Below are 22297 nucleotides of genomic sequence, written 5' to 3'. Positions count from 1 at the left end.
CAGAGCCGTGGCGTGGATGTGCCGAAGTTCGTGGAGCCGGGCGTGCGGGACGGATGATCGGGCTGGGGTACCTTCGGTGGGTCGTCGTGGCGGCGAATCATGGTTCGGGAAGCGTCGTCTCGAAGGAGAGACCAGGGCGTGGAAGTCTCAGAGGAGAGACCAGGGCGTGAAGGACGACATGGACCACGATGATCACTGGCGGTGGCGTGCCCTGTACGAGAGCATCGGCAGCCACGGAGGTGCGAACGCCGGGCTGGCCGATGAGCTGAGACGGTGGTCGGCCGAGCACCCGGCTCACGTGGCGGAAGTACGGGAGACGGGCCGGCCGGAAAGCCACCTGATTGCGGTGCCTCACGAGCTGGGCTTCAGGCTGTACGCGGTGAGCCGCATCCTCGATCTGCTCATCCAGAACTACCAGGATCCCGCGGACGGTCCGGCAGCGGACCCGGACGAGTACTACCCGCCTGTCGGCGCCTATCCCGCCTTCTGCGAGGCGCTGGGCGCGGACCCGATCGGCCGGCGGGGGTTCCACCCGTTCTTCCACGAGATCGTCGAGGTACGGCAGGCCGGTGACCCCGGCGAGCCGCCCTCGATCGTCGAGGAGCGCTGGCCCGGCTACATGATGGGCTCGATGCTGCTGATGCGGGCCGGGGTGGTCGTCACCGCCGGGGCGAGACATCTGGTCGCGGGAGTCGCCGACCGATCCACCCTGTACTGGACCTACCGGCGCCGGTCACGATCCACCGACGACCCCTCTCACGGGTGGGGAGGCAACTCGCAGTGGGCGACCACCTTCCGCCGTGACTACCTGATCGACGGCCGGTTCCACTACAACGTGGACAGTGCCCTGGACCTGAGGGACCACGGAGGGGGAGGCGAGGAGGAACTCGACCCGGCGTCGATGATCGACCTCATCCGGCACCGATGCAGCACCGTCGTCGACCATGGTGCCGGCCTGTACCCCTACTGGAGTCACCATGTCGAGCCGCCCCCCGCGGGCTGACTCGACGCAGGCGTCCCGGCTCCACCGGAGTGGGCGACCGATGAAGTGCGAACCCGTCCCGGTCGCGTTCACGGAAGGGACGTACGGCAACACCGTCTTGTACGGTCACACGTCACCGACCTGTGTCCACCGCTGACCGCGAAGCTGATCTTTGTGTCGCGGCAGGCGCTAAGCTACCCCGATCCCTCGTAAACCGACTGGAAAGCCGTCCGATGCGCGCAGTGTGGTTCTTCTGGTCGGCGGCGGTCACGCTGTCGCTGTGGGAGCTGTTCGCCGACCCCCTGCTCGCCGAGCGGCAGACGGTCGTCTGCATGAGCGGTGTGCCGATGGAGATGCCCCAGCCCCACCCCGCGGCCGTGGGGGCGGAAGTATTCGGCGCGCTGCTCACCGTGTTCCAGCCCATCCTGCTGGCGCTGGCGGCCCTGTGGGCGCTCCGGTCGCGCGCACGGGCCGACGCCGCTCTGCCGGGACGGACGGCCTCCTTGCGTCCCGCCGCGCTGGGGCTGACGTTCGCCCTGCTGCCCGTCGCGCTGATCGAGGCCGGGGATCGGCTGTCTCCCGAGCCGCCCCTGTGGTGGCGGGAGTGCCTTGAGGCGCAGCTGGCGCCGCCGTCCCTGTCGGTGCCGCGCATGATCCTGGCCTGGCTGCTCTCTCCCGCCGCCATGGTCCTGCTGGCCGGGATCGCCGGCGCGGGTGTCCGGCCGCGCTTGACCGACCTGCGCAACACGGGGATCGCGGCGACGGCCGTCGTGCTGGCCGTCCTGCTGCCCGGCGCGCTGATCGGCCTGCCCGCCAACGCGGACGGCACCCCGCGTTATGCCTTGATCAGGTCGTTCTTCCCGCACGTGCTCGATCTGGAGTCCGGGGAGCTGATAGACCAGTTGCCCGAGGCGACCCGCGCCTACGGCGACTACGCCTACATCGCCGCCGACACCGAGCCGGGCCACTACGTGGCTGCGATCAGCAACCGGTCGGGCCGTCATTTCCGCCTCTACCGGCTGACCATGAGCGCGGACGGCCGCGTCACCGTAGGCGAGCGGCTCACCCCCTCGATCAGGGGTACGGTCATCGGCCTGGCCCTGTCATCCGAGGGCCGCATCGCCTACGGGCGGTCCACCGGCGAGGGGAGGTTCGTGGGCACCCTGGAGCGCGAGTGGCCCGTCAGCGGCTACGGCCTGCAGTGGCTGGACACCCGAAAGCTCGCGCTCCCCGAGCACGGCACTCCGGCGGGCACCCTGGCCACCCTCGACGTGGAGACGGGCGAGGTCAGGAACGTCGCCGCCCCCGCGGAGCACGAGTTCTCCCGGCCGCTCCTGGTACTACCCGGCGGGCGGCAGGTGCGCGCGCTCGGCTGGCCGACCCGCACGCTCGTCCTGCACGAGGGGACGCGGATGGTCAGGAGGCTCCTCGACCTGGACTGCGGCCACATCGAGTCGCTGAAGCCCGACCCGACCGGCCGCCACCTGCTGGTCGGCGTCGATCGCGAGGCCGAGGAGATGGACAGGTCACCGCTGGCGGGACTGCCGCCGTGCGGTGGCGCCGCCTCCCGGTTGCTGCGCATCGACGTCGAATCGGGCACCAGCCGGATCGTTCCCGGCGAGCAGATGCCCTACGTCGAGGCTTGGTGACCCTCACGCCGGGAGTGGTCCGGGTGGGGTTTGCGGAGTCACGGACCATCGCGACGCTCGGCACGAGTGCTTCGAGTAGAGGACCGCGATGCTCGGCGTTACGGCACCTGACGATGAATGCCGTCGTGTATTCGGGTACCGGTCCACGGCTTCCGATGATTTCCTCATGCCTTTGCCGGCCTTGCCGGTCTCGGGTTCGCCGGGAGGGACTCCGGGGCGACGGCGCGGGCCCCGGAGCCGTTCGGCGAGGGCGTTGTCGTGAGGCAAGCTGATGACGTGAGTGTCCATGTGTCTTCGGACGATGTCGGAGCCCCGCGGGCACAGGCCGGCCCCAACCCGCAGCACCTGCTGACGACCTTGCTCGGTGAGTACCTCGACTCCTCGGACGCCGACCTTCCGTCGGTGGCGGTGGTCGCGATGCTCAGGGAGTTCGGCATCAGCGAGGCCAGCGCGCGGGCCGCGTTGTCCCGGCTGACCAAGCGTGGCCTGATCGCCGTGCGGGGAACCGCGCGGCCGCCCGTGTACCACCTCACGCCTCAGGCGATCGCCAGGCATCGCTCCCGGATGGATCACTTTCTGAGCTTCGGCGCACGCCCGCCGCGGTGGACCGGCGACTGGGTGACCGTCTCCTTCTCGATCCCCCAGTCCGGCCAGGCCCCACGGCACGCGGTCCGCAAGGCTCTGGGGTCGCTGGGTTTCGCGCGGCTGTACGACAGCGTGTGGATCCGGCCCGGATCCGGCTCCGGTCCGGTGACCCGGGCGCTGCACGACATCCTGAACGACGTCGACGGCAGCCGATGGTCGGTGATGCACGCCCGTTTCGACGAGGAGACCGGCCCGCACGGTCCGGCCGCCGCCTACGATCTGGCCGGCCTCGCCTCGGCCTACGAGGCTTTCATCGCGCGGTACTCGGACCTGCGGGTGGCCGTCCGCAACGGGGAGGTCGACGCGACCCGGGCGCTGGTGGCCCGGACCTCCGTCATGGATTCCTGGCGGAAGTTCCCCGACATCGACCCGGACCTCCCCGAGCACCTCCTGCCGGCACCGTGGCCCCGCCAGGCCGCCAGGGACCTCATGCTGGAGATCCATTCCGCTCTCGGCTCGCTCGCCGAGACGCGGCTCATCCGGGTCGCGACACCGTACTGGCCGGACGCCGCGTCCTGGATCACCCACTTCCGGGCATCGGAGAACTCCGTATCGGCCCCGGCAGGCGGGGACGGCTGAAAGAAACTTTCATTCGTTCGGACGACTGCCCGGCCGCCGGGGTGCGTTTCGTGACGGCCGCGGCGCGCCGGTTTCCCGACGGGCGGCCGCCCGCCGCGACCCTACCGGAGCGCCAGGCTGGCCAGGCATGGTGACCTGCGCCGGAGCCGCTCGCACCGGTGCGTCCTCCCGCCGCCGGGCAGGGTGGCGGTGGCGCCGTCCCGAGGGTTCGCGTGATCGGCCGGCCCGCGCCCGGAGCCGAATGCGCTCAGAACGTCTCCGGTTCGCGCACGCGCCGCTCGACCGACCGGGTGGGCTTTCTTGACACTTTTTATTACCGCAGTGATAGTAACTGCACGTTGATCTCGTCGGCTCGTTCCGCCTGACACGAGCGCGACCTGTCGTCGACGGTCCGCCATATCGATCTCCGGATTCGGCCGGCGCCGGCCGGCCTGGCCGCGGTGGGAGTGGTCGTGCCGCTGCCGGGCTCAGTCGTGCCGCTGCCGGGCTCAGTCGGGCTCTGTCGGCGTGCGCCGCGCATGCCACATCGGACACAGAGCGCTGTCTTGACACCCTTGGAGGGCGAAATGAGAAAACGCTCGATCATCAGCGCGGCACTGGCGGCCGTGGTCGCCACGGTCGGTGCCGGAATGGTGGCGCTCACCATGACGCCGAGCGCCGCGGCGGCCCTCAACTCGGGTCCCTATCCGGCCGGTTACGAGACCTCGGCCGGCCTGCCCAATCACACCATCTACCGGCCCGAAGCCCTCCCGTCCGAGAAACTTCCCGTTTTCGTATGGGGCAACGGGGGCTGCTCCGCCAACGGGACGTCGCAGCTGAACTTCCTCCGCGAGATCGCCTCGCACGGGTTCCTGGCCATCGCCAGCGGCGGCCCGAACGGCTCCGGTTCGACGACGTCCCAGATGCTCACCCAGTCCATCGACTGGGCGGTCGCGGAGAACAGCCGCCAGGGCGGCAAGTACTACGGCAGGCTCGACACCAGCAAGATCGCCGCAGGGGGCTTCTCCTGCGGGGGCCTGGAGGCCTATGCCGTCTCCAACGACCCACGTATCACCACGACCACCATTTTCAGCAGCGGGTTGCTGAACGACGCCGACGACTACCAGCTCCGCCGGCTGACGAAGCCGATCGCCTACTTCATCGGCGGGCCCAGTGACATCGCCTACCCGAACGCCATCGACGACTGGGGCAAGCTTCCCGCGGGGCTGCCCGCGTTCATGGGCAATCTGAACGTCGGGCACGGGGGCACCTACGGCCAGCCCAACGGCGGCGAGTTCGGCCGCGTGGCGGTGCTGTACCTCAAGTGGCGGCTGAAGGGCGACACGATGGCCGGCGCCAACTTCGTCGGCCCCAACTGCGGCCTGTGCAACACCCAGTGGCAGGTCCAGCAGAAGAACCTCACGCTCGACGGCGGTACCCCCTCCCCCTCGCCGACGCCCACCGTCACCCCGACCCCCTCCCCGACGCCGAGCGGGCCCCAGGGCTGCTCGGCGACCTACTCGGTGCAGGACCAGTGGGCCGGCGGGTTCGTCGCCGCCGTCAACGTCACCGCGGGCGGCGCCGCGATCAACGGCTGGAGGGTCGCCCTCACCCTGCCCGGCGGAGCCACGATCACCTCCCTGTGGAACGGCGTCAACTCCGGCACCAGCGGCAGCGTGGCCGTCACCAACCAGAGCTACAACGGGCGGCTGGCGGCCGGACAGAGCACCAACTTCGGGTTTCAGGGCAACGGAACCGGCGCCGGAGCCACCGTCACCTGCACCGCCGGCTGATCCCGGCCCGCCTGGACTGGGCCCGCCGGAGGCTGCGGAGTTCGAGGTCACCGGTCGTGGTGTGTACGGTGCCGTGGCCGGACACCCGGAGCCCGGCCCCCGTACACGCCGGATGATTCCACCGTCGGGCGGGCGGCGGACAGGACGTGACCTCGTCCGCCGCCCGTCCGAGATGATGGACGGGCTGTCCCGGCTCCGCGCGTCCCGTCGCGGCGGACGGTGGCCGGGGCCCGCCGTACGGCGGGGCCATGCGCAGCCCGACGCCACAGACGTGGACCTGGAAACCCAGGAGAATCAGTCGTCCTGGTTCCTCCCGTTCCATTACTGTCCGCTCGGATACCCGCGGCGGGAGGAGAACCGGATGGACGGCGGGACGTCCTACGCCCGGACGTTCACGCTGCTCGTGCACCGCGAGGGCTTCTGATCGGATCCCGGAATCCGTATGTTCCGATGTCCCGGTCAGGCTCAAGCCGTGGATCGCGGTCGTGCGCGTTCGCGGGCCCGGGGCCTGCGGTCCGGGCTGTTGGCGGGATTGCCGCGTAAGAACCGCGTAAGAACCGCTGGAGTCCTCGCCAACGGCGCCGGCGAGGACTCCAGCGGCCAGGGCTCCGGGCCGCCCTTCGTCGAGCCCTCGATTCGCTGACCTTCCATCGCGCCCACCGAGCCCTCGATCGTGGGTCGACGTACTCACACGCTGAGCGTTCGGTACTCACACGCTGAGCGTTCGCCGAGCTGAGCGTTCGCCGAGCTGAGCGCTCGCCACGCTGAGCGCTGACGCGCGCCTCGTCGCGAGCCGCTTCGGCCTCGTCTTCCACGGCGAAGCCGCTCACCCACCCGGGCTTGCCCTCAGCGGTCTCCGGGCCCTCGACGCCGATCACGTACGACCGGGCCCTGCCGCGTTTCGTCACACCATCGCGAAGCCCGGGCGTGTTCCTGCGCCCGCCGGCACCTGCGCGGTCGCGGGCCGTGCGTCTCACCGGCCGTCGGATCGCCTGTCAGACGGCCCGTACGCATGTACGGGGAGCCCGTCGAACAGGCTGACAACAAGATCTTCTTGTGGACGGCGTGAGCGAACCGGAACTGTGGGCTCCGCCGCAGGAATCACTCCCCGGCGTCCTGAACCAGGAGAAACGATGAAGTTGCCCTCATGTGCCGCCCTCGTGGCGGCCGCCCTGCTCGCTTCCTTGACCGGGGCGTCCGGGATGTCGGCGGCACGGGCGGCCGACGCCGGGGCCCTTCCGGGCGTGAACATGGAGGCCGTCGTCAAGGCGGCCCAGATCGACCCGCGGCGGTCCGACGACACGCTGACACCGGGCGCCAAGGCCGGCGTGCTCCTCGTCGAGCGGGCGCTGCGCGACCGGCGCCTGCTCGACGCGAAGTGGGTGGACGGTTACTTCGGCACCACCACGGTCACCGCCTACGCGAAGTACCAGAAGTCTCTGGGCCTCACCGGTCTCGCGGCCAACGGCCTGCCGGGCAGGACGTCGCTCACCAGGCTCGGAGCCGGCCGGTTCAAGGTCACCCACATCATCGACCCGGGCACCCGGGTGTCCGTCGGCGGCGGCGTCGTCGACACCCGCACGCGAAGCATGCTGGCCGAGGCGAAGCGGCTGCTCGGCCACGACCTGGTGCTGGATCAGGGTTCGTACAACCCCGGCGGCGACCCCACGTCCGCGGGCACCCACGACGGCGGCGGCGTCGTCGACATCTCGGTCAAGAAGATGAGCTCCGCCACCCGCACCGCGGTCGTCCGCGCGTTGCGACGTGTCGGCTTCGCGGCATGGGTGCGTAGCCCCGATCAGGGCGACTGGCCATGGCACATCCACGCCGTCGCCATCAGCGACACCGACCTCTCCAGCCAGGCCCAGCACCAGGTCGGTGACTACTACCTCGGCCTGAACGGGCTCTCCGGCCGTGGCCCGGACGACGGCCCGAAGGTGACCGTCCGCACCTGGGAGGAGTACCGGCGTCGCTGACCCGTCCGGACCCCAGGCCCCGCAGCCACAAGCAGACAGAAGCAGAAACAAGGAGAACACCATGAGAACTCTCACCAGGATCCTCGCCGCGGCGACCGCCATGGTGGCGCTCGGCGGGACGACACTCGCCACCGCGGCGCCCGCCGCGGCGGCCGGTCGCGACGGTGTGTGCGAGAGCGGCGAGTTCTGCTACTACTTCAACAGCAACAACCAGGGGTCGGTCTCCGACTTCACCGCATCCGTCGGCGACTACGCCACCACGCAGCCCTCCTGCTACGACTTCAAGGGGCCCGGCGCCGGCAAGGGCAAGTGCATCAAGAACTCCGCCGCCTCCGTCTGGAACCGCAGCGGCAAGACCGTCCGCGTCTACTTCAACAGCGGCCACACCGGCACCTACCAGGACTTCAAGGCGGGCGCCAAGGGCAACCTCACGGCCACCCTCAAGAACCAGAACGCCTCGCACCAGTTCAGCCCGTCATCGTCATCGCGCAGCAACATGTCGTTCTCGCTGTACACGGCCAGCGGCCGGATCAGCTGCGGCTTCGACGGTTACACCTCCACCTCCGGCCGGCACGAGGGCATCGACATCGTCCGCGGCGTGGGCGCGGACGTTCACGCCCTGGTGGGCGGCCAGGTCATCAACGTCGCACGCGGATACAACGGCAGGGCGGGGCTCTCCACGATCGCCATCTACAACGCCTCGCTGAACAAGACGGTGATCTACCTGCACTCCGCTCCTCGGTCCTCCCTGCGCGTGGGACAGCAGGTCAGCCGCAACCAGGTCATCGCCGACGAGGCGTGGCGCGGGGTGTCGAGCAGTTCATCCGCGCACACCCACATCGAGATGCGCCCCGGACGGCACACGCGTGCGGCCAAGAGCGTCGGCGACCCGCACCTGGAGAACCCGAACCCGACCTCGTTCTGGAACTCCCAGGGCTACAACATCCGATAACGCGCCGCGACCTTTGACGAAGAGGAAGACGACTGTGCCTTCACGAACTGTTCGGCTGATCTCGCGGCTCATCGCGGTGGCCGCCGCGACGGCGCTCGGCGGGACGGTGCTCGCCACCGCGGCGCCCGCCTCGGCGGCGGGTCGCAACGGTGTGTGCGAGAGCGGCGAGTTCTGCTACTACTTCAACAGCAACAACCAGGGGTCGGTCTCCGACTTCACCGCATCCGTCGGCGACTACGCCACCACGCAGCCCTCCTGCTACGACTTCAAGGGGCCCGGCGCCGGCAAGGGCAAGTGCATCAAGAACTCCGCCGCCTCCGTCTGGAACCGCAGCGGCAAGACCGTCCGCGTCTACTTCAACAGCGGCCACACCGGCACCTACCAGGACTTCAAGGCGGGCGCCAGGGGCAACCTCACGGCCACCCTCAAGAACCAGAACGCCTCGCACCGGTTCCTGGGCGGCTCCACATCGCCGACCGGGTGCAAGACCGACGGCACGCACAGCAGGCTGCCCACGACGATCCTCGTCTACCGGAAATCCCTCAACCGCGTGGACCGGGTGGAGTTCAAGACCTACATCAAGAACGTCCTGCCCAACGAGTGGCCGTCGTACTGGCCCAAGGAGTCCCTCAGGGCCGGGGCGATCGCCGTCAAGAACTTCGGCTGGTACTGGGCGCTGAGGTCGGCGAGCAAGACGCCGAGCGGCCAGTGCTACGACGTCTCCGACAACACGAACAGCCAGGTGTACAGGCCCGGCTCCGCGACGGCGGCGACGAACGCCGCGGTGGACGCGACGTGGGGCACCCGGATGACGCGTAACGGGAGTATCTTCCGGGCCCAGTACTGCGCCACGACCACGGCGTGCGGCCACTGGGTCACCGGCGACTGGATGTCGCAGACCGGCTCCCGCGACAAGGCCAAGGCGGGCTGGAGCTCCTCCAGGATCCTCAAGCACTACTACCGGGGGATCGCTCTCACCTCCTGACCCCCGCAGAAGCCTCCTGACCCCCGCAGACCGCCCGCCCCTGGTTCCCCGCCGTGCGACGCACGGCGGGGAACAGGCGTCAGCCGGCGGGTCAGAGCCGCCGCGGCGTCACCACGAACATCATCACCGTCCGCCGACGACGATCTGTAAGCCGGGCGGCCGGCCTCCGGGAAACGCGATCCGTCCATGATCTTGATCTGCGGGGCATGTCGCCGGCATCGGGTCCGCTGTCAGCGCATCCGGTCCACTATGAGTGAACCCGCCCGGGTGTCCGGCGATCGCGGTGCTTGGGTGTCGGGATGGAGATCTTGATTCTGGGTGGAACGGCGTGGGTGGGCCGGGAAGTGTCGCGGCAGGCGATCGAGCTCGGTCACCGGGTGACGTGCCTCGCGCGCGGCGAAAGCGGAGCGGTCGCGGAGGGAGCGACGCTGGTGGCCGCCGACTCGGCGTGGCTGCTCACGAACGGCGTGGCCGAGTACATGGGGGCCGAGTCGCTGCCGATGTGGCTGGTCGAGCCGGGCTGGGAGGGATTCTCCGCCCGGAACGGGTCCGCGGCGCGCGCCGCGGGGCTCCGTCATCGGCCCCGGGCGGAACTGCTGGCCGACACGCTGCTCTGGGAACGCGAGCAGGGTCTGGACCGGGCAAGGCGTTCCGGCCTCGGCGTCCAGCGCGAGCGCGAGTTGCTCGACGCTCTCGGCTGACGGTTCGTGGCCCTTCCCGAGCGGGTTTCCGCGAGGTGAACGGCTGACATGACCGTCGCGTGAGCCCGCGTCGCACGCCGCCGGCGGCCGGACGGTGGAGGGCGAGGCGTTCACGTCGCAGTCCGGTGTGCAGCGGGCCGACCATCCGGGCGCCAGTGGCGGTGCCTCGGCGGGCTACATCGAGAACGGTGACTGGGCGGCGTACTCGGGGGTGAACACCGCGGGACTGCGGACCTTCAGCGTCCGGGTGTCGTCCGCGGGATCCGGCGGGACGATCCAGGTTCGGTCGGGATCGGCCACCGGGACGTTGCTGGGGTCGGTCGCCGTGTCACCGACAGGCGGCTGGGACACCTACGCGACGGTGTCCACGACGTTGAGCGGATCGGCCTCCGGACCTCTGTATCTGGTCTTCGCCGGCAGCGGCACCAACTACCTGTTCGACATCGACATGGACATCGACACCTTCACCGTCGCGACGTGAGGTGACGTCGGTCCATCCCCGGGCCGGTGACCGCCCGGGGATGGCACTGCCGCTCCGGCCGGGAGGATCCGGGCACGGGGAGAAGCGAAGGCAGGTGAGTGATTCCATTTGTCGGATTCATTGTGGGATTCTCTCCAGCATGACCGAACCCACGGATATCCCGCCTCCTTACATTCCCGGCCCCAGACCCGACGACGACATCACGTTCGTCCGCGCCATGGGATCCATCGCACTGATCGGCGGCGTCGTTCTGTCCTTCGGCATCCTTTTGTTCGGCGGCGGGTCCCCGTTGTGGCCATGGCTCACAGCGCTGATCGGGCTTGGACTACGCCTGGAGGCGGCGATCCGCGAGCATGGGCGACGCCCCTGAGCCCTTTGCCGTCGTCCCTCTCCCCTTTCCGATGACGCTTGTCCACCGCGTTCGCAAAGGTTTGCAAAGGTTCGTGGCCCTCGGTGTTCCGAGTAATCGCGGTGACTTCCCTGGTAATCGGCTTTTGGAAGGTGTTTCGCGCTCTCTGCGGGTACGAATTCAATCCCGGCCTCGCCGCCCTGGATGTTCTGATCAATGCCGGAACGGCACTTCTCATCGGAGCCGGCATATGCATATTGGCTGAGCTACGTCGTGGCGACATGCCTCCGGCGGGGGCGCCTCGGCTCCGGGGCGATCCGGTCGGGCCGCGCTACAGCAGCCGCCGCAGGTCGGCGACGGGCTGGATTCCGGAGACCGGTGGCCGGCCGTCGATCACCAGGCTGGGAATGCCGGTGACACCGTGCTCGGTCGCGCGACGCCGGTCGGCGCGTACCTGTTCGGCGTAGTCGTCACCGGCCAGGACCGCGCGTACCTCATCGCCGTCCAGCCCGGCCTCGCCGCCCAGGCGCCGCAGGACCTGCGGGTCGGCCACGTTGAGCCCCTCGGTGTGGTACGCGTGCAGCAGGAGCTCCATCATCTGGTCGGCGCGGCCGCGGTCGGCGGCCAGCTTGCTCAGCCGGTGCGCGTCGAAGGTGCTCACCGGGCGGGCCAGATGCAGGTTCAGCTCCAGGCCCTCCGCGGCGCCCAGCGACTGGATCTGGGCGATGCGGGCGGGCGCCTGCTCGCCGAACCAGCCGGCCATGGCCTCGGCGGCGGTCGGGCCGGGGGTCCGGCCCGCCTCCGGAGCGAGCTCGTAACCGCGCCAGACGATTTCGAGACCGTCGCGGCCGGCGTGCTGCGCCAAAGCGGCCGCCAGGCGTCTTTTACCGATGTAGCACCACGGGCACAGCACATCGGCGTATATCTCAAGCTTCATGAACGTCTTCCAACATGTCGTGGCCGGTCGGCGGATGTTCGTCCCATCCGCGTCGTGTCAACGCGTCGTATCAATATCGTCGGCGACCAGTAGAGCGGCAAGGGCCTCCGGAGACGTAGGTCGGATGACTGGTCCGGCGACTCAAGCCGTCTCGACGGGGCCGGACCGTGGAGGCTCCACCGGCCGGTGACCGATATCCGGTCCTATCCCAGCGCTCCGGCGCGCACCGCCCTATCCCAGCGCTCCGGCGCGCACCGCGCGCACGTGGGCCTCATACCGCCGGGCACCCATCACGCGCCACAGGAACCGGGCCGGAGCGGGCATCTCGTTGAGGAACCAGGTCCGCTCGCGCGGTGTCGCGTCCTCCAGGACCATGCCGGCCATGGTCAGCTTGCCGGTGAGGCTCTTCGGGCCGTGTTTCATCGCGTGCTCCTGCGGCGCCAGCCACTCCGGCACGGTGAGGTGCTCGTGGATGAGGGGGAGCACCTTGCTCTCCTCCAGCTCGAGGTGCTCGGTGAGAGCCGGGCCGAGGTCGCGCAGGGCGCCGGCGACGCGGTCGCGGGCCGTGGGGCTCGCCTCCGCGGTCCAGCTCGGCAGCTCGGCCTCGACGACGCCGACGGCTCGGGCGATCACGTCATGCTGCCGCAGCATGACCTCGATCAGGTCTTTCTCGAGCGGGACGCGTTCGACGAGGATCGGCCAGAGCAGCTCGTCCTCGGCCTCGTGGTGTTCGTGCAGCATGACGAGCACCAGGTCGAGATGTGCGCCGAGCAGGCGCGCGCGGGCGACGTCGCCGGCGGGCACGGCGGCGATCAGCTCGGGGAGCTGCGCGAACTCGCGGCGCATCGCGCGGTGGATGACCTTCATCTGCTGGGTCTCGGGCTTGTCCACGGGGGAGTTCGGATCGATCAACATATATTCATAGTAATCCATATACTATGAATGTATGTTCATTACTATCAATGTTCTACTGTCATAGTGATTTCATGGCAAAGCGTGCGTACACCTCGACGGTCCGGGCCGTCGCGGCCCGGGAGACCCGCGCCGCGATCTTGCGAGCCGCGAAGCAGCTCTTCGCCGAGCAGGGGTACGCGAGAGCCACGGTGGCCGGGATCGCCGAACGAGCGGGGGTCGCCCTGAACACCGTGTACACGAGTGTGGGCGGCAAGGCGGCGCTGATGGAGGCACTGGTCTCGGAGAGCGCCGGTGACGAGCAGATCCAGGCCACCTTGAACGCCGCACTCGGCTCGGCCGACGGCCGTGACATCCTGCGCCGGACGGCCGAGGGCACGGGCGACATGACACGGCGCCACGAGAGCGTCCTGAACCTGCTGTTCGACAACGCCACCGCCGATCCCGCGGTGGCGGCCGTGGCCGGGCGTGCCGTCCAGCGCTACCGGGGCCGGCTGGCCCGCATCGCCGAACACCTGGTGACGCTCGGCGCCGTTCGCACCGACCAGGTCAGGACCGAGCAGGTTCTCTGGTTCTACTTCGGCCGGGGCGGGTGGAAAACGGTCCGAGAGCTCGGCTGGGACTGGGACGACGGCGCCGCCTGGCTGGCGGAGCAGGCCGCCGCCGCTCTGCTGGACCCGACGGCCGGCAGGGAGGCGACGTGACGGAGGAGGCCGGCCCGCAGGCACCCGGCATCGCCCCGGGCAACGGTACGGCTACCCGGTCGCACGGCCCGCTCAGGCCGCGGCCGCCTCGTCTCACGCGGTCCTTCGCGCGGGTTGTGAGCGCGCCTCGGCGGTCCAGCTGGCCAGGAGCCGGAGTTTCTCCTCGGACGGTGATCCCGTGTCGGCGGTGTAGATGACGATGGTCTGTCCGTGGCTGTCCGGCAGATGCAGCGTCTGGTAGTTGAGCCGCATGTCACCGACGGCCTCGTGGAAGAACCGTTTGACGCCGTGCTGGTGCTCGGAGAGCCGATAGTCGGCCCACATGCTCGCGAACTCCTCAGATCGGGTGCTGAGCTCACCGACGATTCTCGACAGGGTCTCGTCGTCGGTGCCGGGCACCGCGCCGGCCCGCAGGACGGCGACGATGTCGGCGGCGATCTCCGCCCAGTCGCGGTAGACGACGCGGGCGCGCGGGTTCAGGAACATCCATCGGGCGGTGTTGCGTTCCGCGATCGGCATCGAGGAGAAATCGTCCAGCAGCGCCTTGCCGGCGTGGTTGATGCCGAGCACCTCGAGGTGCGGGCCGTGGACGACGGCCGGCACGTCGATGGCGTGGATCATGGACAGCAGGGCGGGCCGTGCCTTGGCCGCGGCGGGCCCGCGGCGAGCGGCGTGCTCGATGCCCGGGTGCAGCAGTGATCGAAGATACCTGCCCTCGACCTCGTCGAGCCGCAGCGCCCGCCCGACCGCGTCGATCACCTGCTCGGAGACGTTGCCGACACGCCCCTGCTCGAGTTTGACGTAGTAGTCGACGCTGACCCCGGCGAGGATCGCGACCTCCTCACGGCGCAGCCCTTTGACCCGGCGGGCTGTGGTGGGGCTGGGCAGTCCCATGTCCTCCGGGGAGAGCGCCGCGCGTCGCGAGGTGAGGAAATCACGCAGTTCGTTACCGGTCGCCATACGAACCAGTATGGTCGGCCAGGCCCTCGGCGAGCGGGCTCTGGGTGGTACTGCCGGGGCCAGGCAGCCCGGCCGCCGCGCGCAGGCGCAGTGCGGAGATCAGGAAGAACGTGCCCCCGACGACGGCGTAGCCGGCGAGGACCGACAGCGTCGGATCCTCGGTCGAGGCGATGAGGACGAAGGCGGTGCCGGCGACGACGGAGCCGCCGCCGCTGAGGATCATCGCCACCTGGCCGCCGGTGCCGCGTCGCAGCACCGCGACGACGAGCTGGAGCAGCCCGGCGACGACGGCCCAGGCTCCCCACACCCGCAGTGCCGCGGGGACGCCGGACAGGGACGCCACCGCCAGGCCCACGGCGGCCAGGGAACCGGCCGCGATGGTGCCGTACACGCCGGAACGGGCGCGAGTGGCAGGAGTGGCGCGTACGTCGACGATCGCGGCGGCGGCATCGACCGCGGGGTACACGACGAGCAGGACGCCCGCGGCGACGCCAAGATCGGGCAGGGTGAGCGCGAGAAGGCCGGCCCAGACCAGGGCGAAACCGAATCGGGCGAGATAGAGCCGGCGGAGTACCGGAACCGGGGTCATGGCTTCCTCATCAGGGGAGAGACGTGTCAGTGGCGCCGACCCTAGTGACCGGGAGAGGCCGAGTCGGCAGTCATTCGACCGGTGTTCGGCCGGCTTCGTGGCTCTGCCGGAGCCAGGACGACGGGTACCGGTCAGCCTCTTCGTTTCGCCTTCCGGCGGGGCCCTAATGGGATGCGTCAGCAACATCCGGCAAGGGAGAACATCGTGTCTGTTTGGTTTGTCACCGGTGCGTCGCGCGGGCTGGGCCTGGAGATCGTGAAGGCCGCGCTGGAGCGCGGCGACTCGGTCGTGGCGACCGCGCGGGATCCTCGGGCCGTCGAGAGAGCACTGCCCGGCCGTCCGGAAAACCTGCTGGTGGTGCCGCTGGACGTCACCGATCAAGGACAGGCGGACGCGGCCGTCAAAGCGGCGGTGTCCCGGTTCGGTGGCATCGACGTCCTGGTGAACAACGCCGGGCGCGGGCTGGTCGGCGCGGTCGAGGAGACCAGCGACGCCGAGGCGCGCGGTGTCTTCGACATCAACGTCTTCGGCCTGCTTACGGTCATCCGGGCGGTCGTGCCGGTGATGCGCGCGGCCGGTCGCGGCAGGATCCTCAACGTGAGCTCGACCGGCGGCGTGGTCGCGTGGGCCGGCTGGGGTGTCTACAGCGCGACGAAGTTCGCGGTCGAGGGCCTCACGGAGGCGCTGGGCCTGGAGCTCGCCCCGCTCGGCATCCAGGTGACCTCGGTGCAGCCCGGCCCGTTGCGCACCGACTTCCTCGGCTCGACGTCGTTGCGGCACGTGGAGCGGATCATCGACGACTATGCCGTCACCGGCGGGGCGTCGCGCGCCTGGGCGGGAGAGAACCACGGGCTGCAGGAGGGTGACCCGGTGAAGGCCGCGGCCGCGATCCTGGCCGTCGCGGATCTCGACGAGATGCCGGCCCGGATCCCGCTGGGCACCTCGACGCTGGCCGACATCCGCGCCAAGCTCGCGGCCGTCGGCGCGGAGCTCGAGACCTGGCGGGAACTGGCCCGCTCGACCGACCACGTCGCCTGAGCCGTACGGAAGGGACCTCCCGCCGGTCCGGCGGGAGGTCCTTTGCGGAGGTTCGCCTCCGGGGTGCCTCGGATGCTTGTTGCGGAGGTCCGCCCCTGGGGTGCCTCGGATGCTTGTTGCGGAGGTCCGCCCCTGGGGCACCTCGGATGCTCCTTGCGGGCGCCCACCCCTCGGGTGCCTCGGATGCTCAGAAACCGGAGGGCAGCCGGTCCGCCGCCGCCGGTTCGGTCAGCGCCAGCAGGGCGTCGCGAAGGCCGGCGCGGCCGCGCAGACCAAGTTTCGGGAACAACTGGTACAGATGCGAACCCACCGTTCGATGCGACAGATGTAACCGCTTGCCGATCTCCTTGTTCGTCAACCCCGCCGCGGCCAGCTCCGCGATCTCCCGCTCCCGCGCCGTCAGCACCGGAGGCCGGCCGTTCGCGCGCGGACGCGACAGCCCCGTCGCGCGCAACTCGTTCTCCGCCCGCTTCGACCACGGCGCCGCCCCCAACCGGCGGAGGACGTCCGCCGCACCGAGCAACTCCGCCCGCGCCTCCCCCACCGCACCCATCCGGCGGAGCCGCTCACCGAAGGCCAGCCGCACCCGCGCCTGGTCGAAGGGCCACCGTGCGGCGTCCGGCGACGACAACGCCCGGCCGAACGCCGTACGTACCTCGTCGTCCTCGGCCACCAGCGCCGTCGCGCCGGCCGCGATCAGGCCCAGCCGCGAGGACAGTCGCGTCGCTCCGGCCCTGCGCAGCGCCGCGGCGTGCGCGACCGCCTCGGCCCGCCGGCCGGTGCGCACGGCCGCCTCGACCAGGTCCGGGGCGACCCAGAGCGCCTGCGGGAGATGGCCCGGCAGCGAGCCGGGCGGCGCGATCGACGTCGCCTCCCGGTAGGCCGCCTCGAAGTCGGCCTGCCCGATGTGGTGCAGCGCCAGCCCGTGCCGGGCGAACATCTCGACACCGCCGGCCTGCCGGGCCATCGCCCATCGGACGAGCTCGTCGTTGATGGATCCGTCCTCGCCGCGGGCGGCGGCGATCAGTCCCTGCTGGCTGCGGAAGATCCAGCGGGGGAAGGGGAATCCACGTTCCGCGCACAGCCGGCCGCCCTCGTCGGCGATCTCGGCGACCGCGTCCCACCGTCCCGCGTGGAACAGTTCCCGGCCCAGCATCGCGAGGGCGGTGATCTGGCGGCGCGTCGGCGCCACGCCGGCCCGGCCCTGCCTGACCACCCGCCACAGGTCGTTCCGCACCGTGCCGAGCTGGTCGAGGTACTGCACCGCGGAGCCGATGCGGACGACGCGGTTCGGGTCCGCCTCCCGGTGCAGGCCGGCCAGCCGGGCCGACAGGTCCGCGATGACCGCCGGGTCCGGGTCGGCGGTGTCGGCGAAAATCCTGGTGACCAGCTCGAGGTCGGGATCGACGGGCGGCTTCAGCCGGTCGAACAGCGCGAGATAGTGCTCCAACGCCTCGGTCGTGCCGGCGTACCGCGTCAGCAGCAGCAGGGTGTGCATCGACTGGGTCAGCGCGTCGTCGCGTCCGTCGTAGCCGTGATCCCCGGTCTCGATCGCCGACGCCAGCAGGCCGTGCGCCGTCGGCACGTCGCCGTCACCGTTGATCAGCAGGGCGGCCGACGCGGTGACGGCGAGCAACGGCGCGCCCCCGGCACGCTCGGCCTCCTCGAGGAACAGGCCGGCGCTACCGGCCTCGCCGACCGATTCGGCCCCGAGGTAGGCCGCGAGGGCCAGCCGCCGCGCCCGGCCGGACGGCTCCGGGCTCAGACCGGCCGCCCGGTTCAGCCGGGCGATCGCGCCGACCGCGTCGCCCCGCGAGTTGGCCAGCTGCGCCGACCGCTCCAGCAACGCCGCCGTCTCCTCGTCCGGACCGGTCGCGGCCTCACCCAGATGCCACGCCCGCCGCTCCGGATGCCCGCTCAGCGCCTCGGCCAGGGCACGGTGCGCACGCTGCCGCTCCGCGGTCGTCGACACACCCACGACAGCCGATCGGATGAGCGGATGGCGGAAGGTGAAGTGCCGCGAGTCCGGCGCGAGCTGGACCAGGCGCTCCCGCTCCGCCGGCGCCAGCAGGTCCAGGCTGCTCTCCCCGGCGGCACGCATCGCGTCCCGCCCGCCGTTGCGGTCCAGAGCGCCGAGCAGCAGCATTTCCCTGCCGGCCGGCGGAACACGCGACACACGCTCGGCGAACAGGCTCTCCAGCCGCTCGGTCAACGGCAGCACCGCGGGCAACTGCGCCGCCGCCCGCCGCTGATCACCGGTCAGCGCCTCGGGCAGCTCCAGCAACGCCAGCGGGTTGCCCGCCGCCTCCGCCACCACCCGCCGCCGGACCGACGGCGCCAACCCCGGGAAACGACGATCGACGATCTCCGACGCCGAGCCGTCGTCCACCGGGCCCAGCTCATGCCGCGGCAGATCCGCGGCTTCGAAGAACCCCGCCGTCCCCGAACGCGCCGCGCCCAGGAAGCCGACCTGGCTGCCGGCCAGACGCCGGCTCACGAAACCCAGCACCGCCGCGCTGACCCGATCCACCCACGGCAGATCGTCGACCACCAGCAACAGCGGCCGATGGATCGCCATCGCCCGTACCAGCGACAACGCCGCGTTGCACACCAGCATCCGGCCCGGCGCCGGACCCGTGCTGAAGCCGAGCGCCGTTCGCAGCGCATCCCGGTGCTCCGGATCGAGAACGTCGAAGCTCTCGTGGATGCCGAACAGCAGCTGGTGCAGGCCGGAATAGCTGACATCGGACTCGAACTGCACGCCCGACGCCCACAGGACCCGAGCGCCCTCGTCCTCGGCGTCGGCCGCGACCCGGCCCAGCACCGCGGTCTTGCCCGCACCGGGATCACCGAGCAACAACGCCGCCCCGCCGCCGATCACGTCGTTCCCGAGGAGGGCGCGAACTCTCGCGAGAGCCTCTTCGCGACCGACGAGGCTCTCGGACGCGGTCGCGGCCGGGTTCACGTGCGTCTTTCACCTCCATATTGGGTAGAACGACCATCCTACGAAACGGTGCGGTCAGCTCCGGGCACGGTCAGCCCCTCTCCGTTCGCGCCATCACGTCCCGGAGCCCTTCGGTCACGGAGACAGTCGTTTGACGGATATCAGATCCGGTTCGTGCAGTTTTACTAACTTTTGACGCCTCTTGAGTAGAGGTGACCATCCGAAGGAGCCCGCAATGCCACTGCCTCCCAGCCCGCCGCACGACAGCGCGTCGCCGTTCGCCTCCATGCGCGGGCACCACACCGGGATCCGCTACCCCGACTTCGAGGAGGCCCGCTCGTTCTGGGTCGACACGATGGGCTGGCGGGTCCTGCAGACCTGGCCGTACGGCGACCTGACCCTCGCCTACATCCTGCCGCCCGCCCAGGACGACTTCCGCCTGGAGATCCTCGGCGGTCCCGGTGCGGCGGCCCAGCCCAGGTTCGGCGACGTCGACGCCAGCCTGTCGGTGAACGGCTACAACCACGTCTGCCTCTCCGTGGACAGCGTCGACGACACCCTCGCCGAGCTCCGCCGGCGCGGCGTGGACATCGTCAACCCGCCGTTCGAGATCGACGACATCAGCGCACGCCTCGCCTTCTTCCGCGACCCGTGGGGGAACATGTTCGAGATCTCCGAACGCATCGGCGACGATCACGCGCACTGATCGCGCCGGATGGCCGGCAGGGTCACCGTGGTCACGGTGGTCACCGCCTGACCGTGACGGTCTGCCGCTCGGTGAACTCGAGCAGTCCGGCCTGACCGCTCTCGACGCCGACGCCGGACTGCTTGAGGCCGCCGAAGGGCACGAGCGGCGACAGGTGCATGATCTCGTTCACCCAGACGGTGCCGGCCTGGAGCCGCTCGGCCACGGCGAGGGCGGCGTCCGGGTCCGCGGACCACACCGAGGCGCCCAGGCCGTACTCGCTCGCGTTGGCGCGGGCGACGGCGTCCTCGACGTCGTGGAATCTCAGCAGCGGCAGCACCGGGCCGAACTGCTCCTCCTGAACGATCCTGGCGTTCTCCGGGGGGTCCCCGATCAGGGTGGGGCGGAGGAACAGTCCGTCCGGCTCGTCCTCGGGCAGCCCGCCGGTGAGGATCTCGTGGCCACGGTCCCGGGAGTCCCTGAGCAGGTCGACGACGGTGTCGTACTGGCGGCGGTTGGAGATCGGGCCGATCAGCACACCCTCGTCCAGGCCGTTGCCGACCGTCACCCGCTCGGCGAGGTCGACCATCCGCGCGGCGATCCGGTCGTACACGTCGGCGTGCAGGTAGAGGCGCTTGGTGGCCAGGCAGATCTGGCCGGCGTTGCCGAACGCGCCCCAGAACAGCTGCTCGGCGACCTGGTCGACGTCGACGTCCGGCAGTACGATCGCCGGGTCGTTGCCGCCGAGTTCCAGTGTGACGCGGGTCAGCGAGGCGCCGGCCCCGGCCATGACGTCGCGCCCGGTCCTGGTCGACCCGGTGAAGCTGATCTTGTCGATGCCCGGATGCCGGGTCACCCACGGGCCCAGTCCGTCCGCGCCGGTGACGACGTTGACGACCCCGGCCGGCAGTACGTCGCGCAGCAGCTCGCCCAGTCGCAGCGCCGACAACGGGGTGAACGTCGACGGCTTCACGATCACGGTGTTGCCGGCCAGCAGGGCGGGGCCGAGCTTGAACGACAGCTGGCCCATCGGGTAGTTCCACGGGGTGATCGCCGCGACCACCCCCAGCGGTACGTGGCGGGTGATCGAACGCCGCTCCGCGTCGTCCTGGTTCACCGTCACGGGAAGATCGAGAGCCGCGGTCTCCCGGAGCCAGTGACCCAGCCCGGCGACCTCGCCGGTGGCGGCGGCCAGGGGCTTGCCCTGCTCCAGGGTGACGAGACGGGCGAGTTCCCCGGCGTTCGCGTCGATCACCTCGGCGATCGTGCGCAGGTACCGCCGGCGGTCCGCCACGGGGAGGACCGCCCAGCCCGGCTGAGCACGGCGGGCGGCGGCGACGGCGGCGTCCAGTTGCTCGCGGGTGCAGTCCGGCGCCTCCCCGACGACCCGGCACGTGGCCGGATCGATCACGGGGTAGGTCGACGCCGCCGGGACGGCCACGCCGTCGATGGTCATCGAGTACGCCGTGGCTGCGGTCTGTGTCGTGGTTGACATGTGCGTCTGCTCCTTGGGAACCCGGTCACGGCGAGGTCTCCCGCCGTCGTACCGATGCTCCGTGGCCGGCGCCCCGGCCGGAAGGCAGCCGCTGCCTGGGTGCCGCGCTCCTAGGAATCAGCTCGCCGGGGTGAGGGAGGCCAGGTGGACCAGCGCTTCCTCGCTTCGGGAGCCCGGCCGCGGGGTGCCGACGAGGAGCTGCTGCCCGGCGGCGTCATGCACGTCGAAGGTCTGGTACGTCAGCTCGATCCGGCCCGCCACCGGGTGCACGAAGACCTTGAAGGCCCGCGTCAGCCTGCCGACCTCGTGACCGTTCCAGAGTTCCCTGAACTCGGGCGACGTCTCGGACAGCTCCTCCACCAGCCCTCCGATGGCGGCGTCGCCGGGGAAGCGCCCGGCGTTGAGCCGAAGCGCGTGGACGGTGCTGCGGCGCAGCAGCTCACAGTCGACGAACACGGTCCTCGCCTCCGGGTGCGTGAAGAGGACGCGCGGCATGTTGCGCTCCTCCCCGAAGGGCGCGAGCAGGGCGTCGGCGATCGGGTTGGCGGCGAGCACGTCGAACGCCGGGCCGAGCACGTAGGCCGCCGAGGACGGGAAGGCGTTCAGCAGCTCCAGCAGCGAGGGGTGTACGAGGTCCCGAGGGCTTTCCCGGACGAGGCGCGGGTTGAGGCCGGCGAGCCGGAACATGTGCTCGAGGGCTTCGGTGGACAGCCGCAGAGCGCGGCCGATGGCATCGACGACCTGTGCCGACGGGTTGCGCTCCCGGCCCTGCTCGAGCCGGGCGTAGTAGTCGGCGCTCACGCCGGCGAGGACCGCGACCTCTTCCCTGCGCAGGCCCTGGACCCGGCGGCCCAGGGTGCCGCCGGCCAGACCGGCGTCACCCGGTTCGATCCGGGACCGGCTCGCACGAAGAAAACTCCTGAGCTCGTTGTCACGTGCTGTCATGTTTTCATGGTAAAAGC

21 protein-coding genes are annotated in these 22297 nt (G+C 70.5%); 14 read left to right on the top strand and 7 right to left on the bottom strand.

Annotated elements, in window-relative coordinates; all coding sequences use genetic code 11:
• Positions 1-166 precede the first annotated feature (166 nt).
• From AB0F88_RS41955 to AB0F88_RS41905, 11 genes are all read left to right on the top strand, one after another.
• On the top strand, positions 167-1003 hold the full coding sequence (locus AB0F88_RS41955) for a hypothetical protein (RefSeq protein ID WP_362697388.1): 837 nt from the start codon (positions 167-169) through the stop codon (positions 1001-1003).
• Positions 1004-1215: 212 nt separating this feature from the next.
• Complete coding sequence (locus AB0F88_RS41950) at positions 1216-2631, top strand: hypothetical protein (protein WP_362697385.1); 1416 nt, start codon at positions 1216-1218, stop codon at positions 2629-2631.
• 276 nt (positions 2632-2907) lie between these two features.
• On the top strand, positions 2908-3855 hold the full coding sequence (locus AB0F88_RS41945; RefSeq protein WP_362697382.1) for a PaaX family transcriptional regulator C-terminal domain-containing protein: 948 nt from the start codon (positions 2908-2910) through the stop codon (positions 3853-3855).
• 566 nt (positions 3856-4421) lie between these two features.
• Positions 4422-5627: a cellulose binding domain-containing protein gene (locus AB0F88_RS41940; RefSeq protein WP_362697379.1), complete on the top strand. Its 1206-nt coding sequence runs from the start codon at positions 4422-4424 to the stop codon at positions 5625-5627.
• Between the two features lie 271 nt (positions 5628-5898).
• Complete coding sequence (locus tag AB0F88_RS41935) at positions 5899-6051, top strand: hypothetical protein (RefSeq protein ID WP_362697376.1); 153 nt, start codon at positions 5899-5901, stop codon at positions 6049-6051.
• Between the two features lie 709 nt (positions 6052-6760).
• Positions 6761-7603: a peptidoglycan-binding protein gene (locus AB0F88_RS41930; protein ID WP_362697374.1), complete on the top strand. Its 843-nt coding sequence runs from the start codon at positions 6761-6763 to the stop codon at positions 7601-7603.
• A 61-nt stretch (positions 7604-7664) separates the two neighbouring features.
• On the top strand, positions 7665-8555 hold the full coding sequence (locus AB0F88_RS41925; RefSeq protein WP_362697371.1) for a peptidase inhibitor family I36 protein: 891 nt from the start codon (positions 7665-7667) through the stop codon (positions 8553-8555).
• Positions 8556-8589: 34 nt separating this feature from the next.
• Positions 8590-9540: a SpoIID/LytB domain-containing protein gene (locus AB0F88_RS41920; RefSeq protein ID WP_362697368.1), complete on the top strand. Its 951-nt coding sequence runs from the start codon at positions 8590-8592 to the stop codon at positions 9538-9540.
• A 299-nt stretch (positions 9541-9839) separates the two neighbouring features.
• A complete protein-coding gene (locus AB0F88_RS41915; protein WP_362697365.1) occupies positions 9840-10241 on the top strand; it encodes a hypothetical protein in 402 nt (133 codons plus the stop codon).
• Positions 10242-10335: 94 nt separating this feature from the next.
• Complete coding sequence (locus AB0F88_RS41910) at positions 10336-10722, top strand: carbohydrate-binding protein (RefSeq protein ID WP_362697362.1); 387 nt, start codon at positions 10336-10338, stop codon at positions 10720-10722.
• Positions 10723-10861: 139 nt separating this feature from the next.
• A complete protein-coding gene (locus tag AB0F88_RS41905; RefSeq protein ID WP_362697359.1) occupies positions 10862-11092 on the top strand; it encodes a hypothetical protein in 231 nt (76 codons plus the stop codon).
• A 310-nt stretch (positions 11093-11402) separates the two neighbouring features.
• On the opposite strand, the gene AB0F88_RS41900 is transcribed toward AB0F88_RS41905, so the two are convergent.
• Together AB0F88_RS41900 and AB0F88_RS41895 are read right to left on the bottom strand one after the other, a co-directional pair.
• Positions 11403-12008, bottom strand: a complete 606-nt coding sequence (locus AB0F88_RS41900; protein WP_362697356.1) for a DsbA family oxidoreductase — start codon at positions 12006-12008, stop codon at positions 11403-11405.
• Positions 12009-12239: 231 nt separating this feature from the next.
• Positions 12240-12923, bottom strand: a complete 684-nt coding sequence (locus AB0F88_RS41895; RefSeq protein WP_362697353.1) for a hemerythrin domain-containing protein — start codon at positions 12921-12923, stop codon at positions 12240-12242.
• A gap of 71 nt (positions 12924-12994) precedes the next feature.
• On the opposite strand from AB0F88_RS41895, the gene AB0F88_RS41890 reads away from it, so the two are divergent.
• A complete protein-coding gene (locus tag AB0F88_RS41890; protein ID WP_362697350.1) occupies positions 12995-13624 on the top strand; it encodes a TetR/AcrR family transcriptional regulator in 630 nt (209 codons plus the stop codon).
• Positions 13625-13717: 93 nt separating this feature from the next.
• Here the strand turns inward: AB0F88_RS41890 and AB0F88_RS41885 are convergent, their stop codons facing one another.
• Together AB0F88_RS41885 and AB0F88_RS41880 are read right to left on the bottom strand one after the other, a co-directional pair.
• Positions 13718-14584 carry a helix-turn-helix transcriptional regulator gene (locus AB0F88_RS41885; RefSeq protein WP_362697347.1) on the bottom strand — a complete coding sequence of 289 codons (867 nt, stop codon included), beginning with the start codon at positions 14582-14584 and terminating at the stop codon, positions 13718-13720.
• Entirely contained in the window at positions 14571-15173 is a 603-nt protein-coding gene (locus tag AB0F88_RS41880) for a hypothetical protein (RefSeq protein ID WP_362697344.1), read from the bottom strand. The genes AB0F88_RS41885 and AB0F88_RS41880 overlap by 14 nt, the downstream gene beginning before the upstream one ends.
• A gap of 204 nt (positions 15174-15377) precedes the next feature.
• Between AB0F88_RS41880 and AB0F88_RS41875 the strand changes: the two genes are divergently transcribed.
• On the top strand, positions 15378-16211 hold the full coding sequence (locus AB0F88_RS41875) for an oxidoreductase (protein ID WP_362697341.1): 834 nt from the start codon (positions 15378-15380) through the stop codon (positions 16209-16211).
• A gap of 187 nt (positions 16212-16398) precedes the next feature.
• Here AB0F88_RS41875 and AB0F88_RS41870 read toward each other — a convergent pair whose 3' ends face one another.
• Positions 16399-19176: an AAA family ATPase gene (locus tag AB0F88_RS41870; RefSeq protein WP_362697338.1), complete on the bottom strand. Its 2778-nt coding sequence runs from the start codon at positions 19174-19176 to the stop codon at positions 16399-16401.
• A gap of 214 nt (positions 19177-19390) precedes the next feature.
• On the opposite strand from AB0F88_RS41870, the gene AB0F88_RS41865 reads away from it, so the two are divergent.
• Positions 19391-19861: a VOC family protein gene (locus tag AB0F88_RS41865; RefSeq protein WP_362697335.1), complete on the top strand. Its 471-nt coding sequence runs from the start codon at positions 19391-19393 to the stop codon at positions 19859-19861.
• A 40-nt stretch (positions 19862-19901) separates the two neighbouring features.
• On the opposite strand, the gene AB0F88_RS41860 is transcribed toward AB0F88_RS41865, so the two are convergent.
• Both AB0F88_RS41860 and AB0F88_RS41855 read right to left on the bottom strand, forming a co-directional pair.
• On the bottom strand, positions 19902-21335 hold the full coding sequence (locus tag AB0F88_RS41860) for an aldehyde dehydrogenase family protein (RefSeq protein ID WP_362697332.1): 1434 nt from the start codon (positions 21333-21335) through the stop codon (positions 19902-19904).
• A 117-nt stretch (positions 21336-21452) separates the two neighbouring features.
• Positions 21453-22280, bottom strand: coding sequence for a helix-turn-helix transcriptional regulator (locus tag AB0F88_RS41855; protein WP_362697329.1), 828 nt, complete (start codon positions 22278-22280; stop codon positions 21453-21455).
• Positions 22281-22297 lie beyond the last annotated feature (17 nt).

Origin of the sequence: Streptosporangium sp. NPDC023963 (genome assembly GCF_040639135.1) — a bacterium.
Classification (GTDB): Bacteria; Actinomycetota; Actinomycetes; order Streptosporangiales; family Streptosporangiaceae; genus Streptosporangium.
The sequence above is the reverse complement of the archived record's forward strand: the minus strand, read 5'-3'. Positions and strand labels throughout refer to the sequence as shown.